The 15,143-nt window shown below is 30.7% G+C and carries 16 protein-coding genes; 11 read left to right on the forward strand and 5 right to left on the reverse strand.

Features of this window, described 5'->3' with window-relative positions; genetic code table 11:
• Window positions 1-14 precede the first annotated feature (14 nt).
• Window positions 15-473 (forward strand): CoA-binding protein, encoded by a 459-nt coding sequence (locus tag STK_RS00605; RefSeq protein ID WP_052846164.1) that lies wholly within the window; start codon window positions 15-17, stop codon window positions 471-473.
• A gap of 30 nt (window positions 474-503) precedes the next feature.
• Window positions 504-2,156, forward strand: a complete 1,653-nt coding sequence (locus STK_RS00610) for a hypothetical protein (protein WP_010978056.1) — start codon at window positions 504-506, stop codon at window positions 2,154-2,156.
• A gap of 1 nt (window position 2,157) precedes the next feature.
• Here the strand turns inward: STK_RS00610 and STK_RS00615 are convergent, their stop codons facing one another.
• A complete protein-coding gene (locus STK_RS00615) occupies window positions 2,158-2,856 on the reverse strand; it encodes a hypothetical protein (protein WP_198429719.1) in 699 nt (232 codons plus the stop codon).
• 59 nt (window positions 2,857-2,915) lie between these two features.
• Between STK_RS00615 and STK_RS00620 the strand changes: the two genes are divergently transcribed.
• The gene (locus STK_RS00620) at window positions 2,916-3,695 is read left to right on the forward strand and encodes an XdhC family protein (protein WP_010978059.1); all 780 of its coding nucleotides are present in this window, start codon (window positions 2,916-2,918) and stop codon (window positions 3,693-3,695) included.
• Here the strand turns inward: STK_RS00620 and STK_RS00625 are convergent.
• Window positions 3,684-6,575 carry a hypothetical protein gene (locus tag STK_RS00625; protein ID WP_010978060.1) on the reverse strand — a complete coding sequence of 964 codons (2,892 nt, stop codon included), beginning with the start codon at window positions 6,573-6,575 and terminating at the stop codon, window positions 3,684-3,686. The two genes, STK_RS00620 and STK_RS00625, sit on opposite strands and share 12 nt — an antisense overlap.
• Before the next feature lie 104 nt (window positions 6,576-6,679).
• Here STK_RS00625 and STK_RS00630 point away from each other — a divergent pair, with 104 nt between their 5' ends.
• From STK_RS00630 to STK_RS00660, 7 genes are all read left to right on the forward strand, one after another.
• Window positions 6,680-7,600, forward strand: coding sequence for a hypothetical protein (locus tag STK_RS00630; protein ID WP_052846166.1), 921 nt, complete (start codon window positions 6,680-6,682; stop codon window positions 7,598-7,600).
• A gap of 276 nt (window positions 7,601-7,876) precedes the next feature.
• On the forward strand, window positions 7,877-8,119 hold the full coding sequence (locus STK_RS00635) for a hypothetical protein (protein ID WP_052846168.1): 243 nt from the start codon (window positions 7,877-7,879) through the stop codon (window positions 8,117-8,119).
• 23 nt (window positions 8,120-8,142) lie between these two features.
• On the forward strand, window positions 8,143-8,607 hold the full coding sequence (gene tsaA / locus STK_RS00640) for a tRNA (N6-threonylcarbamoyladenosine(37)-N6)-methyltransferase TrmO (RefSeq protein WP_010978062.1): 465 nt from the start codon (window positions 8,143-8,145) through the stop codon (window positions 8,605-8,607).
• A 167-nt stretch (window positions 8,608-8,774) separates the two neighbouring features.
• Entirely contained in the window at window positions 8,775-9,056 is a 282-nt protein-coding gene (locus STK_RS00645) for a hypothetical protein (RefSeq protein WP_052846171.1), read from the forward strand.
• 70 nt (window positions 9,057-9,126) lie between these two features.
• Window positions 9,127-10,260 carry a radical SAM/SPASM domain-containing protein gene (locus STK_RS00650; protein ID WP_010978063.1) on the forward strand — a complete coding sequence of 378 codons (1,134 nt, stop codon included), beginning with the start codon at window positions 9,127-9,129 and terminating at the stop codon, window positions 10,258-10,260.
• Window positions 10,233-11,276: a TIGR04053 family radical SAM/SPASM domain-containing protein gene (locus STK_RS00655; RefSeq protein ID WP_010978064.1), complete on the forward strand. Its 1,044-nt coding sequence runs from the start codon at window positions 10,233-10,235 to the stop codon at window positions 11,274-11,276. Before STK_RS00650 ends, STK_RS00655 begins: the two co-directional genes overlap by 28 nt.
• A 184-nt stretch (window positions 11,277-11,460) precedes the next feature.
• Window positions 11,461-12,174: a hypothetical protein gene (locus STK_RS00660; protein WP_010978065.1), complete on the forward strand. Its 714-nt coding sequence runs from the start codon at window positions 11,461-11,463 to the stop codon at window positions 12,172-12,174.
• Here STK_RS00660 and STK_RS00665 read toward each other — a convergent pair.
• The gene (locus STK_RS00665) at window positions 12,154-12,639 is read right to left on the reverse strand and encodes a hypothetical protein (protein ID WP_010978066.1); all 486 of its coding nucleotides are present in this window, start codon (window positions 12,637-12,639) and stop codon (window positions 12,154-12,156) included. The genes STK_RS00660 and STK_RS00665 overlap by 21 nt on opposite strands.
• A 575-nt stretch (window positions 12,640-13,214) precedes the next feature.
• Here STK_RS00665 and STK_RS00670 point away from each other — a divergent pair.
• Window positions 13,215-14,018: an aldo/keto reductase gene (locus STK_RS00670; protein ID WP_010978067.1), complete on the forward strand. Its 804-nt coding sequence runs from the start codon at window positions 13,215-13,217 to the stop codon at window positions 14,016-14,018.
• 99 nt (window positions 14,019-14,117) lie between these two features.
• Here the strand turns inward: STK_RS00670 and STK_RS00675 are convergent, their stop codons facing one another.
• Window positions 14,118-14,669 carry a hypothetical protein gene (locus STK_RS00675; protein ID WP_010978068.1) on the reverse strand — a complete coding sequence of 184 codons (552 nt, stop codon included), beginning with the start codon at window positions 14,667-14,669 and terminating at the stop codon, window positions 14,118-14,120.
• 9 nt (window positions 14,670-14,678) lie between these two features.
• Entirely contained in the window at window positions 14,679-15,083 is a 405-nt protein-coding gene (locus STK_RS00680; RefSeq protein ID WP_010978069.1) for a hypothetical protein, read from the reverse strand.
• Between the last annotated feature and the right edge of the window lie 60 nt (window positions 15,084-15,143).

Consider the following 15,143-nt stretch of genomic DNA (forward strand, 5'->3'; position numbering starts at 1 on the left):
TCACATATTATAGTATGAGTTCAGAAGATGAATTAATAAAATATATTTTAGAAAATTATAAAAATATAGCAACAATTGGATTTTCTAAGGATCCTTCCAAACCTGCTCATCAAGTTCCTAAGTTTCTAATAAGTAAGGGATATAATGTTTATCCAGTAAATCCTTCAGCTGATGAAATATTAGGTAGGAAAAGTTATAAGTCATTGTTAGAGATACCGGATAAAATTGATGTTGTTGAAGTATTTAGACCTTCTTCAGAGGTTCCTAAAATTGTTGATGAAGTTCTTGAGAGAGTTAAACAAAAGGGTGATGTTAAAGTAATATGGTTACAAGAAGGGATTAGAAATGACGAAGCGGCTGAAAAAGCAAGAAAAGCTGGTTTAATTGTTATTCAAGATAGATGTATGTATAAGGAGTATATGAAGAAAATTGGTAGAGTAGAAAATCCTCCACCAGTTTCTAAGATTGAATAATTTTTTAATGCGTTATTTTTAAACTAATTTATGAAAGGCATTTTCTACTTATTACTTGTAGTTCTTCTCTTACTACCTCTTACGACTTATTCTCAAGTTTCATTTTCAAACATACCTTTTACTGCCAGCATAATCTATACAACACCTTCCTCAATCTCAAACCACATATTTTATCTTTGCGTGGTAATTAGTGGAGACATGAGTGTAAACTTAGGAAGTGAGTCCATACAGTTTAACATATCCTCTGTTACAACATATATATCTGGAATAGATATTCCTGAACTACCTCTTAACGGTTTAGTTATATCAACTCCTAAAGTTAGTGGAGATAAACTTTATTTCATTTATTTACCAGGTGTGAGTTCTATATCACCACACTTTAACATAACTAAAACTCGCCTTGGGTATGCCATCTTTAACGGTAGCTGGAGTACAGTTTATAGCTTGATAAATAGTGGAATTGTTGAAGATTTTGATATATATAATAACACAATATATGCATTATGGAAAGCATCGTATAATAGTCCTAACGTGTATCTACTAACCCTTACTACCTCTGGTGAGGTTATAAAAAATGTGAGTATAAATATTCCTAATGCCTCATCAATAACAGTTTCTGACAATTTAGCCATTATAGGGAATATTTCTATTTTTAACTTAATATCGTCAGGGTTGTCAATTTCAAGTATCTCAACTTTTCAAGGCAAATACTTTGTAGTAAATTTAAGTAACGGAGATGTAGTATATCAGATACCTCAATATAATGGAATTGAACCATCTCAAGTAAGTGTTTCGAATGATACTATATTAGTTTCCTATGCAACAAATACTTCGAGTTATCTAGCGTTATATAATCTCTCTACTGGAAAAATAATTAGCGTTAAGGACTTTAATGGTGTTGCGATTGGGTATATAAACAACGATTTTATATTAGTTGAAAGTGTTGAAAAATCCTCTCTTACTGGTATAAATATCAACTTGATTCTGTTTATGAAGAATTGGAATGAAATTTATGAATCTTCTGAAAGCTCATTAACATCATATTTATTTGCAGAAGGCTTAATTGTTAACTCAAGCTCCGTAAATGCAATAATAACAAAGATAAATACCCAAATATCTCTTAGTCAAATCTCCATTACTTCTAGTCTAGAAATTAAAAGCTTATTGCGAGCTCCTCAGCCATTTACAATCTCTGTTACACAACTGCATTATACCAATTATACTATTCTTGAAATAAGTTGGAATGAGAAAATTAATTCTAGGTACGAAGTTTTCTTAAATAATACTCTTATAGCAAACACAACTCAAGAATTTACAGAATATAATGTTACAGCTAATTCAACTTATGTAATAAAAGTCATAGCAATTAATCTAATGGGAGAAATTGAAGAGACAACTATTATTCATGTAATAGTTTACCCACCAATAAGTAAGAGTACTATAACGACAACCAGTACAAGTACTTCTACATTTACTCAAACTACTAACACACAAACAACAGCTCAAACCAGTACTTCAGTTAGTTCTTCAATTATCACTTCAACTAATATTTCTTCTAGCAGTCCTATTAAACAAAATTTAACGACTTCAACATCTCTTCAAATTTCCAAAACCGCATATATTGCGATGATATTCGTAACAGTAGGGGCTATAATTTTGGCATTTATAGTTAGGAAAAAATAAATCAGTAAGTTTTTACATTTAACTCAACTTCTTCAGAAACTACCTTAACTTTAACCCCCTTATCAAGGGGGATAGGACCAACTATAGAACCAGTTGATATATAACCAGAAACTTCTCCAACCTTCTTTATTAACCATTTTACCATTCCTATATAGTCGCCATAAATGAAATTAGGCTTTCCTTTAGCCTTTAACTCTCCATCTATATATAATGATACTTCTGACGGCTGTTTATTAATCCTCTCTCCTACATATACTAGACCAGAAGCCATATCATCAGCTTTTAATTGAAAAATAGTAAGTCTGTTTAGAGGAGCATTAAATCTAGTCATTGGAATTTCTATTCCTAGATAAGTTTCTGAAATGCAAGAATTTAGATTATCTTCTCTGCACCTGTTTGCTTTTACTATGACCTCTATTTCCGCATATGCGTATTTAAAAGGAATCGTAATATTATTGTCTTTTACAATCATTCTTTGTGTTAGTATTCCGTACTCCGGTTCTTTAATATTAAATTTATTTAATGACTCTGGTGTAACAAAAGATATCTTATATCCGCCAAACCCTTCATCTTTCACTAACCTCTCAGTAAAAAGAGCAAAAATCTTTTCTGCTTCTTCTTTCCCTACTTCGAAAGGTTCTACTACTTTTTTCTCTTTATATGCATTGTAAAGCAAATTAACTTTTTCTTCGATTCTCATAGAAGATATTGAACTAGTTTGATTAAAAAATTTTATATTGCAACCATCAAATATAACGTATGGCATCCATTTGTGAGATCTTTCCATTAATTGCAAAGCTCACTTCTGAAGGAAAAAGAGTTGTTTTAGTAAATGAAGAAGGAAAGAGAAGTGTGTTCGTTGAAGATAAGCTAATAATTGGATATAAGGAGCATGAGAAAATTGCCAAAGAAGCATTAGAAAAAGGAAGAGTAGAAGCTACAGTTAACGGTAAGAAAATTATTGCAGAAGTAGTAGAACCCAGACCTTCATTAATAATAGTTGGTTCCGGTTTGATAGCAAAGGCAATTGCTAGACTTGCTACAGCAATGGGATACTTAGTAGCTGTAATTGGTAATAATGATATTAATGAAGAAGACTTTGCTGGAGTAAATTTCATTTCTAATACTTTAGGCGTTTTAGATCAAATGGTAACAGAAGATTCATTTGTGATTATAGCTAATGAAGGAGGAAAACCTTATGACGTTGACGCCGCATTTATTGCCATTAATAAAGCAAGATATGTTGGATTCCTAGCAAGCCAAAAGAGGGCGGCATATACAATTGCTCAGCTAATAAAGAGAGGAATAGATATAGAAACTTTAAAACAGAAATTTTATTCCCCTCTTGGTTTAGATCTTAATGCTAAGACTGCTGAGGAAATAGCTTTAAGTGCGTTAAGTGAGGTTGTTAAAATCTTAAGAGGAGGTAGTGGAAAGCATATGAGAGAAGTTAAAGATCCTTATGTGTATCTAAAAGATGCGTTAGAAGGAAAGATTGAAGAAAAGTGTAGTTTTAAACCTCAGACTTTATCCACCTAAAAAATGCCACATACCTATATAAGGTATGAGTGCTACCACAAACATTTTTTTATCGTTAACATACCTTGATAGTATCTCTAACATCACAGAATAATAGTTCTCCCTTGCATATTCTAGGGCTTTATCTAACTCTTTCTTATCATTTCTTATTACACTTATTATAATTCCTACCAACGCTTTATCTATTCCCTCTTCTTTATTCTTTATCTGATTTGCTATAAAATCGAAGAATTTGCTTTTATCTTCACCTCCAAGTAAAATTTCCGAGGATATATATATAAGGAGGTCAAGTGTTGTACCGCTAAATAATCTAGGCTTTTCTTCCATCCCAAGTACTCTTTTTGCTATATAGGAAGCTATAGATAAAGACCCTTTTACATCCGGTTCATAAACCATTTTTGATAAATTTTCTAGCTCTGTTATGTCTTGTAACACTGATTTATATTCATATTTACCTCCAGATATCAAACTCTTCATTAACTTTATCTGATATATTTTAAGTAAATCCATAGCTTCCTCATCTTTAATTTTCCCAGATTTTAGCTTGTTCTTTATCCTAGTATACCAATTAAGCATTAATTTTTCAGCCAATTCTATTGTAGCCCTAGCTGACTCCTCCTTTGGATGTGTTAGAAGTAAAGTATAACCTATACCAGCATCTAATCTATCCTTAAGTTCATCAATATAATCATGGATTCCGTTGTTTATAGGAAAGAAATCCTTTAAATGCGGATCATCAGTACTTATTTTATTACTTTTAACAATAGAATAACTTTTCCTAAACTTATCATATATCATTGCTAATTTTAGCAAGTCATGATTAGAAAGGGAATATATACCGAGAAAGCCATAACCTAAGGTTGCCCATAAAGGATTGTCGAAACTAAGATCATCTAGCGAACCGTCATTGTAATCAAGAAGAGATTTTAAAAATATAGAATATTTACTTTCATTCTCCACATTATAAAATATTTTCTTTATTTTATCTATATCATCCCTAGAATATTTCAAATAATTGAAAAGCATTGCAATAATTTTATATGAAGTTTTTTTAAGGTAATTAATATTAGTTAAGATATCATCTAAAACGAATCTTATCCATTCAACCTTGCCGTTTTTAGATGCAGATAAAAGTATATCTATTGCTAGTGAGTAGCAATTTTCTTCTGTTCCCCTCATTAATATTCCTTTAATTCTTGCTAAAGTTTCATAGGGTTGTTTCGTATAACTAAGTTCCTTACAGTATCTTTCTATATCAATTTTGTCTCTTATCTTTTCCATGATGTATGGTAATATAATTTTCATAAAGGAGAGATTATTATCAAAGTATCTGTTAAGTTCTGGTACTATAATAGGTTCATTTCCTTCATTTATGGTTAAATAAGAATAGACTTCTAATACGTTATCGACAGCCTCATTTGTTCTAATACTATTAGCTATTTCCTCACTAATCTTTCTCAGTAAGTTGCTAACATCTACCTGATCTAAAACATCAGTGTAATAATCCGAAGATCTTGGAACTTTAAAGGGAATACTACATTTTGAGAACCATTTAAGTATTAAATCATTTTCATTTACATTTTTCCTCCCAGTGCTCTTTAGAACAAGTAACGAAATTTTTACAGGTATAGAGGTATTGTAATGATCATAGATAGCTAAAATAGGAGAATACCATAGTATTTTATTCGGATCAGCATCAAATATTACATTGTATACATATTCCCAGTAATCATAATAGAAATTTTCTAGTGCTTTACTAACAGTAGTTTCTATGTTATCAGTTTGGAACATTATTATATAATGCATAGGTATTGCGGCAATTCTTTCATCTAATCGTAAAGTTAGTCCCTTGTCTTTTGATAGAGAATAAATAAATCTTTCATTTGTAAAGATTTTAAATACGTTATTTATTTCTAAGCTTTGAAATAAGTCCTCAGTAAGTACATAAAGAGTTCTCTTTCTATCACTTTTCAATTTTTCTATACTAGTGTAATTGCCGTTAATATCATGATAATCCACCAAGTCAATTTGGAGTTTATGCTCTAAAGACCTCTTTCTTATTAATTCAGCTATAGTACTTTTTCCAGTCTTTAAATTACCTAAGAGTACAACATTATTCCCCCTCATCAGTTCAGCTACGGCTAAGTTTACAATATCAACATACTCTGGATAAGGGATTGTTGAGATATCTTCTTCTTCTGTAGAATAATCAAAAATACTTAATTCTCTCTTTGCTTGACCGGGTAATAAACCTAATGAAGAATCAATAAGGTAATAAATTATCTCCTTCCATATTGGCGAGAGCTTCTCCCAATCCTCACGTAAATTAGTACCTTTATACACATTTTTTAGTAATTCTTGTGGAGAGTGAAATTGGTTCTCATTTATGTACAATATCCTTCTGAACTTATTAAAGATCTTTAACGATTCATCAATTTTTTTCATATTGGATAATTTTATACCTTCGGTTAGAAGTGCTGGAATATACGTAGAATAACCTTTTAGAATAAGAATAGAATAATCAAGTATTTTAGGTGTATCTTCTTTATTTTTTACTTTTTTTGAAACATAACTTATTGCCTTATAAGGAGATATAGTTAATATATTCCCTCTTATTTTTAGGTCACCTTCACCGATATTTATCTTGTTTAAAAGTAAATCAATTACATAACTTCTACCTACTATCTTATATGTTGATTTAGATTTTATATAATCGCGCCAGTTCTGTAATTCTTCAACACTATTGAACTCTCTAGGAACTTCAACACATTGCGGACAATATTTTTTGACTAAATTTTCCATGTAGGGAAGAACCCTTATAATCATCCTATCCTTCTTCAATAATACCTTAAGACTTGTAAGAGAGGTAATTTTTCTCATATCTTGAGTATTTTATAGGATAAGGTATAAAACCATTAGCCAAAGACTCAAAACCTAAAATGTTAGGCTACATATATTAATTCGTGAAAAGAAAAAACAAAAACATGACTATCAAGGAAATAGAACCTTGGGGAGTGAACGTACCCTACATTTATTTATCAACAATAATGTTTCTTCTGGGAGGGATATCTCTCATTAAATTTCCGTTTTATCACCCATACTTTATGATGATTGGCGCATATTCGTTATATTTCGGAATGATACAGAGACTATTCTTTCCAGCTAAAAATTACTTACCGCTTCATATTTTAGCCTTAATCCTTTTAGCAATACCAATATCACATTACTTTCAATTTTTAGCCTCTATAGTACTAGTAATTACAGAAATTAAGGCACTCAAAGACGTGAAAAGCTATGGGAGCAAATTCCCAGTTAGTACCTTAGTATTATCTTCTCCGTTTCTATCTGCAATATTATGGTACTTCTATATAAATTATTGGAGTTTGATAATACCATTAGCAGTTTATATTTTAGGGGTAAATATAGGAGTTTTTACAGCAACACTAGGAGTAAAACCATTCTTTGGGCTATATCAAATACCAGTCCTTATTCTATTAATTATCTCCATGTTTTTACCATTCTTTCTAGCAATTGCGTTAGTATATTATTTTGCGTTTTTGATGAGAAAAGGAATAAAAAGGATAAATTGGACTTCCATATCAGTAATCTTAGTTTCTTTAGCTTCAATGTCTGCATTATATTTAGGAGACTTGTCTCATGCATTTTTCTTAGATGTTATGTTTCCGTTATTCTTTTCATGCATTACCTATTCTACAGCAAGATACAATCACGAAAAAGTCGTTTACATAATCCCTCTTTTACTCTTTGCATTCTTTACTAGATTTATAAATTTGCAGTTCTCAGCAATCTTTCTTCCAATAGCATACATTTACTTCCTATACTTAATAAAGGACACATTGGGAATAACTGGAATAAAATTGGGCATATCGAAAAAATATTTATAATATATACATACATATATAACTACTATATCAAATTTCTTTTAGATTATTTAAAATTTTTAATATAGGTCAATCATGACTATATTCTCTTAAATTATTATGTTAAAGAAATTTATTTTCGTTAAACTAGATTGTAAGTCTTATCGCCATGGAATTCTATTAAGTAAGCCTAAAGGAATTCAACAAGCTAAAGTTAGGAGAGTAATTCACGATGTTAATTATTCTCCATTTTAAAGATTAGGAAATATATTTATAATCCACCTAATCGTAGAGTTATTTATGAAGAAAGAAAGAGTTAGTTTATCTCAGATACTTAATCCTAAACATAAATTTAATTTAACTTTATACACAGAATCCGGAACAATAACTTTCAATTCACTCACAGTTACACAATTAGCTTCTTTTCTTTATCCATATATTAGAAAATTTAGATTAAAAAACGGTGAGTTAGATGGTACTCAAGCTACCCTAATATTCGAGGGAAGAAAGAAAAGATTTTACGTTACGATTGAAATCATTTAATATTTTTCCGCCTAATTTATATTATGCTTAAGTATATTGGTATAGTAAGAGAAAATAAAGATGGAAAAGGAATTATTGAAATATATAAGGAATATATACAAGGATTATATAAGTTAGAGGAGTTCTCTCACATAATTGTGATATCATGGCTTAATAAAGTGTCTGAAGAGCAAAGAAATACACTTATTGTAAGACCTAGGGGTCTTCTAAAATATGGTTTCAGACTTGAAGATTTACCAGAAGTAGGAGTTTTCTGTACCGATTCACCACATAGACCTAATCCCATAGCTATATCTATAGTTAGATTGATAAAAAGACAGGAAAATTTACTTCATGTAGAAGATTTAGATTTATTTGAAGAAACACCTATACTTGACATAAAAGCTTTTACTCCGGCAAGATGTCCAGATGATGTTAAAGTATCTAAATGGGTAGAGGAGTTCGAGAAAAAACTTGAAGAAATAAAAAGAAAGAAAACTCCATTTTAGTTCTTTTTAAAGTTTTCTCTTAAAAAATCCTTAGTTTAACCTTATCCAGATTAAAAACTATTTAAAAATTTTTCTTAAATAATACGATAACTGTTGAAAAGAATTTATTTTAAGAAGGAGAAGAATAAGCCATAATAATTAATATATCATGAAGAGAATTAAATGTTATGGAAAGCGTATTACCAGAATACATATATGATATTCAACACATACTCTCAATAATTAAATATAATACGAAATTAGATATTAAAATAAATCATAATGATCCAGTTCAATTACAAGAATTATATGAGTTTTTAGATGATCTTTTAAATATGTTAGAATTCATGTCAGCTTATAAGCTAATCAATCTAGAAGAAAATGAAATAAGAGAAGTGAAGGACAAAATAAGAAAGGACATGGAGCTAATCTCGGAGAGCATAGATAAACTGATGTATGAAAGTGATTAACAAAGTTAATTATTTTTACGCCTAACTATTTAACATGCGAAATTTAAACTTTATATCAAATTTATAATTAATGATTCCAATTAGCGTTTTGGTATCGAATAGTGGTACTGTATCTTTTACGATTAAAGGAGAATATAATCCGAAAAACCCAAGTAAATTTAGTCAGGTATTTAGACCCGTAGTTACATGGAATATGACGTATAAATGCAATTTAAAGTGCCTACATTGTTACATAAGTGCATCACCGCAAGGAGATGACGGATTAACTAAAGATGAAGCGATAAACCTCGTAGATCAAATGGCTGAAATTAAGATTCCCTTACTTATTATGAGTGGTGGAGAACCTTTAATGAGAAGAGATTTTTTCGAAATAGCAAAATACGCTTCAAAAAGAGGGTTAAAACTTGCGTTATCTACTAATGGAACGTTAATAAGTAAAAAAGTTGCTGAAGAATTAAAGGAAATTGGTTTTCTATATATCGGAATAAGTTTAGATAGTCCTTACCCAGAATTTCATGATAAATTCAGAGGAGTCGAAGGAGCATTTGATTTAACAGTTAAAGGCATAAAAAATGCCATAGAAGCAGGACTTAACGTGGGTCTAAGATTCACTATAACCTCAAGGAATATTGATCAAATCGATGATTACATACTACTAGCTCTAAATCTAGGTGTAAAAAGGATAACATTCTATCATATTTCTGCAAGTGGCAGAGGTAAAGAATTAAAAGATTGGATGTATACGCCAGAACAATATAGGAAACTCATGGATAAATTAATAGAATATGCAAAGGAATTAAAGGGAAAAATTGAAATTGAAACAACATTAGCTCCCTTTGACGGAATTTATATTGCTAAAATATTAGCTAAAGATGAAAAGGAGCTAGAGGATTATCTAAAATTCGTTGAAAATAGTGGAGGCTGTGGAAGAAAAATGATATCCATTTATCCTAACGGTGATGTTTATCCTTGCCAGTTCATAGACTTTTATAAGTTAGGTAACGTTAGAGAAAAACCCTTAAAAGAGATCATTCAGAACATTCCAGACTTCTTTGTTAACACTGACAAATACTTAACGGGGAAATGTGCTACTTGTGAGTATAAAACTTACTGTAAAGGAGGAGATAGGGCTAGAGCATATTATTGGTCTGGAAACATTTATGGAGATGATCCGTTATGCCCTTTGAAGATGCTCCGCATCTAGTATTTTGGGAAGTAACAAAAGCTTGCCCATTAACTTGCAAACATTGTAGAGCTAATGCCATAGATAAACCATTGCCAGGAGAACTAACAACTGAAGAAGGAAAGAAACTACTTGAAGAAATATCCCAATTCGGCAAAGTAGTCGTAGTATTTACCGGTGGAGATCCACTTTCGAGAGACGACATTTTTGAGCTAATGGATTATGCGAAATCTTTAGGCTTAATAGTTTCCATTGCACCTGCACCTTCATACAGACTTAATGAAGATACAATCAAAAATATAAAAAACTCAGCACTTTATATGTCAATAAGCCTAGACGGCTATAAACCAGAAACACATGATTGGCTTAGAGGTTTTGGCAACTACAGATACGCTATTAATGGTATTAAGCTTGGACTTAAGTATGGTATTCAGGTACAAGTAAACACCCTAGTTTGGAAAAGGAGTTATGAAGAATTACCTTACATCGCTAAGCTTCTTAAAGATTTGGGAGTAAAAGTCTGGGAAGTATTCTTTTTAATCCCAGTAGGCAGAGGCACTCTAGAATTAGATATCCCAAGAGAAAAATACAAAGATGTTATAGATTTTCTTGTGGAAGTAAGTAGATATAACATCGTAGTTAGAACTGTTGAGGCTCCATTTTTTAGAAGAGCAAAGCTTGAATACAAAGAGGTAAAAAATGAGTTAATTAGAAAACTTAAAGAACTATTGGGAGAGTCTAAATCACCAGTAGATAAAAGCATATTACCAACAAGGGATGGAGCTGGAGTAATATTTATCTCATATAATGGGGATATTTATCCAAGCGGATTTCTACCATTAAAATTAGGTAATGTAAGGGAAGACAGATTAATAGATGTTTACAGAAATTCAGAATTACTGAAAATGATTAAAGCTGGAAAACTTAAAGGCAAATGCGGTATTTGTGCATTTTCAAATATTTGTGGCGGAAGTAGAGCTAGAGCCTATGCAGTTTACGGTGATCCATTAGCTGAAGACCCAGCATGCCCTTATTAACTTAAAAGATGGTTAGCAATGATTTCTCTCAATTTTACTCTAGATTGTATATTATCTTCCCTACTCGCGTATTATGAAAAGAAATCTCCTATAAGCCGAGTGACACCTTTTTAAAGAATGTAGATCTAGGAGCTAGGAGTATTTCTCTACAAAACATTTATTTACAAATTCAATAAATACACATATGAAATTACTGACATTTTTAGATTTGGATGTCGATGACAGGATTGCAAAAGCAAATCTAGAGATAGCCTTAGATGACAATTTCAGCTCAGAGCTTCGGATTATCCATATAAATTATGTAATAGAGAGGCTAAAATTGCTCACGCCAACACAGCAATTAAGAATTTTTGACTACCTATTGTATGCAATGCTAAAGACTAATACAGATAATCATCAACTTTACAATGTGCTAAAATCTCCTAAAGAAGATTCGATAATTTATTCCATCACACTTCTCTCCATATATAACTGGAATATTATATATAACCTAAACTATTTTTACCCTGCGAAATCTCATCTGATTGAAGGTATTATAAGAAAGCTTAGGGGTAAATTACCAGATATTGATGTAATTGAGAGATTTTTGAAGGAGGAGATTGAAGAAGTTGGTTTTGATAATGCACATCTAGAACTTTTACTTTTATTAGACTTCATTGGTAGGTTAAGAGATAAAGGTTATAGTGTAGATCTAAAGGTTACGTACTTAGGTATAATAATTGATAGTAATGCCCCACCAGAAATTAGGAAAGAGATCAGAAATAGTGTAGTTGAAGATTATAAAAGATTTTATAACACTGATGTAAGAAGTTTTGCTGATTCCTTATATGGTATGATTTTATCATTAGAAGAATTTGAAAAATACGCCCGCAAAGTATTAGGTAGAGAGCCTCCGTAAAAATTCCAGCCATCTTTCGACTTCTATTAATATATTAATAAGTTCATAACGTGATAGCTCATTAGGGATATTGATTGTACTAACATCTATTTCTCCTTCAAATGTTCTAATTTTGTGAAAATTTTTCTTAATCAACTCTTTTTTAAACCCTCCGAAGTGATCTAATAGTGTCCGATATAGTGCTATCAACCTCAAAAACTTAACAAAATCGTCTATTTCATAGAGAGAGAATTTGTTAGAGCTCTCTAGTAGAGACATTAAACTACCGATAAACCTTATTTCACTTAACCCATTATAAACTCCGTTTTGGTTTCTAAATAATTCATCCTTGCGACACGGAAAACGATCTGCAATAAATAGAATAATCTCAAAGAACAGTGAGCTTATGCAACGTCTAATAGTGACTGGATCGTGAGCTTTATCATAGCAGAAATTTACCAGTCTCCTTATATTTTCAAGTTCCATTACAAACAGAAAAATTGTATAAGTTCTTAAAATTATTTAAGAATTTAAGGATACATTAATGATTCAAGTCTTTTTATAAAGACAAAGAGGTTAAAATCTGGAAACGAATAAGCTAATGGAATTAGAAAAGAATTTCTTCTAGTAAATATACTTTTTCTATTCAAAGAAAAATTATCTAGTAAGTTATTCCTTTAATTTTCTAAATAATATAATTCTGTATTTTTATTTCTCTTCAAAATCAAAATAAGAACTTAATAGGTTTTCTTATTTCTAATTCTGTAGAGAATTTTCATGATATATAACAATATTAATGTGCATCTTACGAAAAAACTTAGAAGTGACTGAAATAGTAGGATTAGATTTAAAGTCGTCTTTTTATATCACAATAAAATATGAATCTTCAATTATATTGAAAGATAGAATCGAACCCCTTGAAAAGATATAATATAAATTTTCTATTATACTAGAATCGTTATTTTTCTGCTTAGATTCATCCCAGCTTATTTAATTTACGAAGTTCCACAAGAGAAGACCCAGGCATGCCCTTATTAACTTAAAAGATAAAAAAATGTGGTATGAAAAAGTTCAAATGGTTCTCAATTTCTCCATTAGCATTAGGAACTTGGGGAATGGGAGGAGGTTATTGGTCAACAGATTATTCAAATGATGAAAATGATATAAAAGCGATTATAAAAGCAATAGAACTTGGAATTACAGCAATAGATACTGCCGAAATGTATGGAAATGGACATGCGGAAGAACTTGTTGGAAAAGCTATTAAGAATTTTAAGAGAGAAGAACTTTTTATTATTACAAAAGTCTGGCCTAATCATGCTAAATATGAGGATGTTTTAAAATCCGCAATTGCGAGTTCAAAAAGACTTGGTACTTATATTGATCTTTACTTTTTACATTGGCCCTCAAATGTACCAATATGTGAAACTATTAAAGCCTTTGAAGACCTAGTTGATAAAGGAGTAATTAGATATTTTGGATTAAGCAACTTCAAATGGAGAGAAATTGAGAAAGCTTCTGAATGTGTTAAAAAATACGAGATAGCTGCAGTAGAAAACCATTATAGTTTATGGGATAGAGGAGACGAAGAAACTTTAGAATATGCTAACAAAAAAGGATTACTTTACTTAGCATATACACCTATTGAGAAAGGAAGAATAAAAAATGATAAATTCCTTTCTGAAATAGCAAAGAAATATAACAAAACTCCTATACAAATTGCTCTAAATTGGTACATTAGAATTCCTAGTTTAGTACCTATAGTTAAGAGTAGCAATATTTCGCATTTAGAAGAGAATGTAGGAGCATTAGGATGGGAATTAAGTGAGGAAGATTGGAAAAAGATAAATGAGCATTTCAAATAAGAACTCTTTTCTTTTTTCTATTTCTGTATATGTACAGAGTTAAACGGACAAATTTAAATTATAATGATAAACATTAAATAAAATAATAAAAATTATTACTTAATTAGCTGTCATTACCTCTTTAGGTAATGGTAAGAAAGACACTGCTAAAACCATGAAAATTACTGTCAATGTAAGGAAGGCTAAACCTATAATTGAATAAAGACGAATCTTGTTTTGCACTATTCTTATCTCATCAGCTACGGAGGGATCAAGTGATCTATATAACTTAAACATTTTTTCAAAGTTACTAGCAATATATAATCCTATTGAAAACCCTATAATTCCTAGAATTCCTCCTATAAAGACACACAAACCCCAATCTGTAGAGAAAAGAATCCTTTCTACTTCTATTATACCTCCATCTTTATAATATCCTATCATATAAAAGAAGAATTCGCCCGCGCCAAATACTATAGTTATCATCCCTGAAGCCTCAATAAAACTCATTAAAGTTGGAAAAACAGTTAACATTAAATCTGATACAGTACCCTCAGATAATTTAGAAAGCTTAGGTCCAAATATACCAAATATTAACACAGCACCAAAATATATGAGAGAGAAAAAACCATGAATTACATTAAGTAAAAAATTAATTGGAACTGCAGGCATAAAAAACCCCTATAAAGAATACACTAAACACCCACAAGAACATATAATTGATATTAATAATGATAATGCCATAACATAAGAGAAGGCATAATTATAAGTGGCATAAAAAGCTAAACCACCAGCAGCCGCTAATGCAACAAATATTACTGTAATTAACGAAAGACGAAAGAGATCTTTTCTATCACTTAAGTATGACAAGGTAAATAGTAAAACTGCACCTAAACCACTTAGAAGCCCTAAGCTTAGATGGGATGAAAGCAACGCAGCCATCCATGTCTGGCTAATGGGAAATTGGGCATTCAACATTGTTGCTGTACCTGCTATAAAAGCGCCCATAAGTAAAATAGTTTCAACAGTTGAAGCAATAAGAACAGGGGTATTTCTCCCAGTAACAGACTGTGTCATAATTATCATATAAGATTAATGAAAAACATATAAATAAATGTTTCGTTAAAATACGTCATTTAATAAAAA

Source organism: Sulfurisphaera tokodaii str. 7, assembly GCF_000011205.1.
In the GTDB taxonomy this organism is placed as follows: domain Archaea; phylum Thermoproteota; class Thermoprotei_A; order Sulfolobales; family Sulfolobaceae; genus Sulfurisphaera; species Sulfurisphaera tokodaii.

What these genes read in the sequence shown, in the direction of transcription:
- STK_RS00670 (WP_010978067.1), top strand. Translation starts at nt 13,215, where the DNA reads ATGAAAAAGTTCAAATGGTTCTCAATTTCTCCATTAGCATTAGGAACT.
- STK_RS00625 (WP_010978060.1), bottom strand. Translation starts at nt 6,575, where the DNA reads ATGAGAAAAATTACCTCTCTTACAAGTCTTAAGGTATTATTGAAGAAG.
- STK_RS00635 (WP_052846168.1), top strand. Translation starts at nt 7,877, where the DNA reads ATGAAGAAAGAAAGAGTTAGTTTATCTCAGATACTTAATCCTAAACAT.
- STK_RS00610 (WP_010978056.1), top strand. Translation starts at nt 504, where the DNA reads ATGAAAGGCATTTTCTACTTATTACTTGTAGTTCTTCTCTTACTACCT.
- STK_RS00645 (WP_052846171.1), top strand. Translation starts at nt 8,775, where the DNA reads ATGGAAAGCGTATTACCAGAATACATATATGATATTCAACACATACTC.
- STK_RS00680 (WP_010978069.1), bottom strand. Translation starts at nt 15,083, where the DNA reads ATGATAATTATGACACAGTCTGTTACTGGGAGAAATACCCCTGTTCTT.
- STK_RS00630 (WP_052846166.1), top strand. Translation starts at nt 6,680, where the DNA reads ATGACTATCAAGGAAATAGAACCTTGGGGAGTGAACGTACCCTACATT.
- STK_RS00620 (WP_010978059.1), top strand. Translation starts at nt 2,916, where the DNA reads ATGGCATCCATTTGTGAGATCTTTCCATTAATTGCAAAGCTCACTTCT.
- STK_RS00665 (WP_010978066.1), bottom strand. Translation starts at nt 12,639, where the DNA reads ATGGAACTTGAAAATATAAGGAGACTGGTAAATTTCTGCTATGATAAA.
- STK_RS00605 (WP_052846164.1), top strand. Translation starts at nt 15, where the DNA reads ATGAGTTCAGAAGATGAATTAATAAAATATATTTTAGAAAATTATAAA.
- STK_RS00650 (WP_010978063.1), top strand. Translation starts at nt 9,127, where the DNA reads ATGATTCCAATTAGCGTTTTGGTATCGAATAGTGGTACTGTATCTTTT.
- tsaA (WP_010978062.1), top strand. Translation starts at nt 8,143, where the DNA reads ATGCTTAAGTATATTGGTATAGTAAGAGAAAATAAAGATGGAAAAGGA.
- STK_RS00660 (WP_010978065.1), top strand. Translation starts at nt 11,461, where the DNA reads ATGAAATTACTGACATTTTTAGATTTGGATGTCGATGACAGGATTGCA.
- STK_RS00655 (WP_010978064.1), top strand. Translation starts at nt 10,233, where the DNA reads ATGCCCTTTGAAGATGCTCCGCATCTAGTATTTTGGGAAGTAACAAAA.
- STK_RS00675 (WP_010978068.1), bottom strand. Translation starts at nt 14,669, where the DNA reads ATGCCTGCAGTTCCAATTAATTTTTTACTTAATGTAATTCATGGTTTT.
- STK_RS00615 (WP_198429719.1), bottom strand. Translation starts at nt 2,856, where the DNA reads ATGAGAATCGAAGAAAAAGTTAATTTGCTTTACAATGCATATAAAGAG.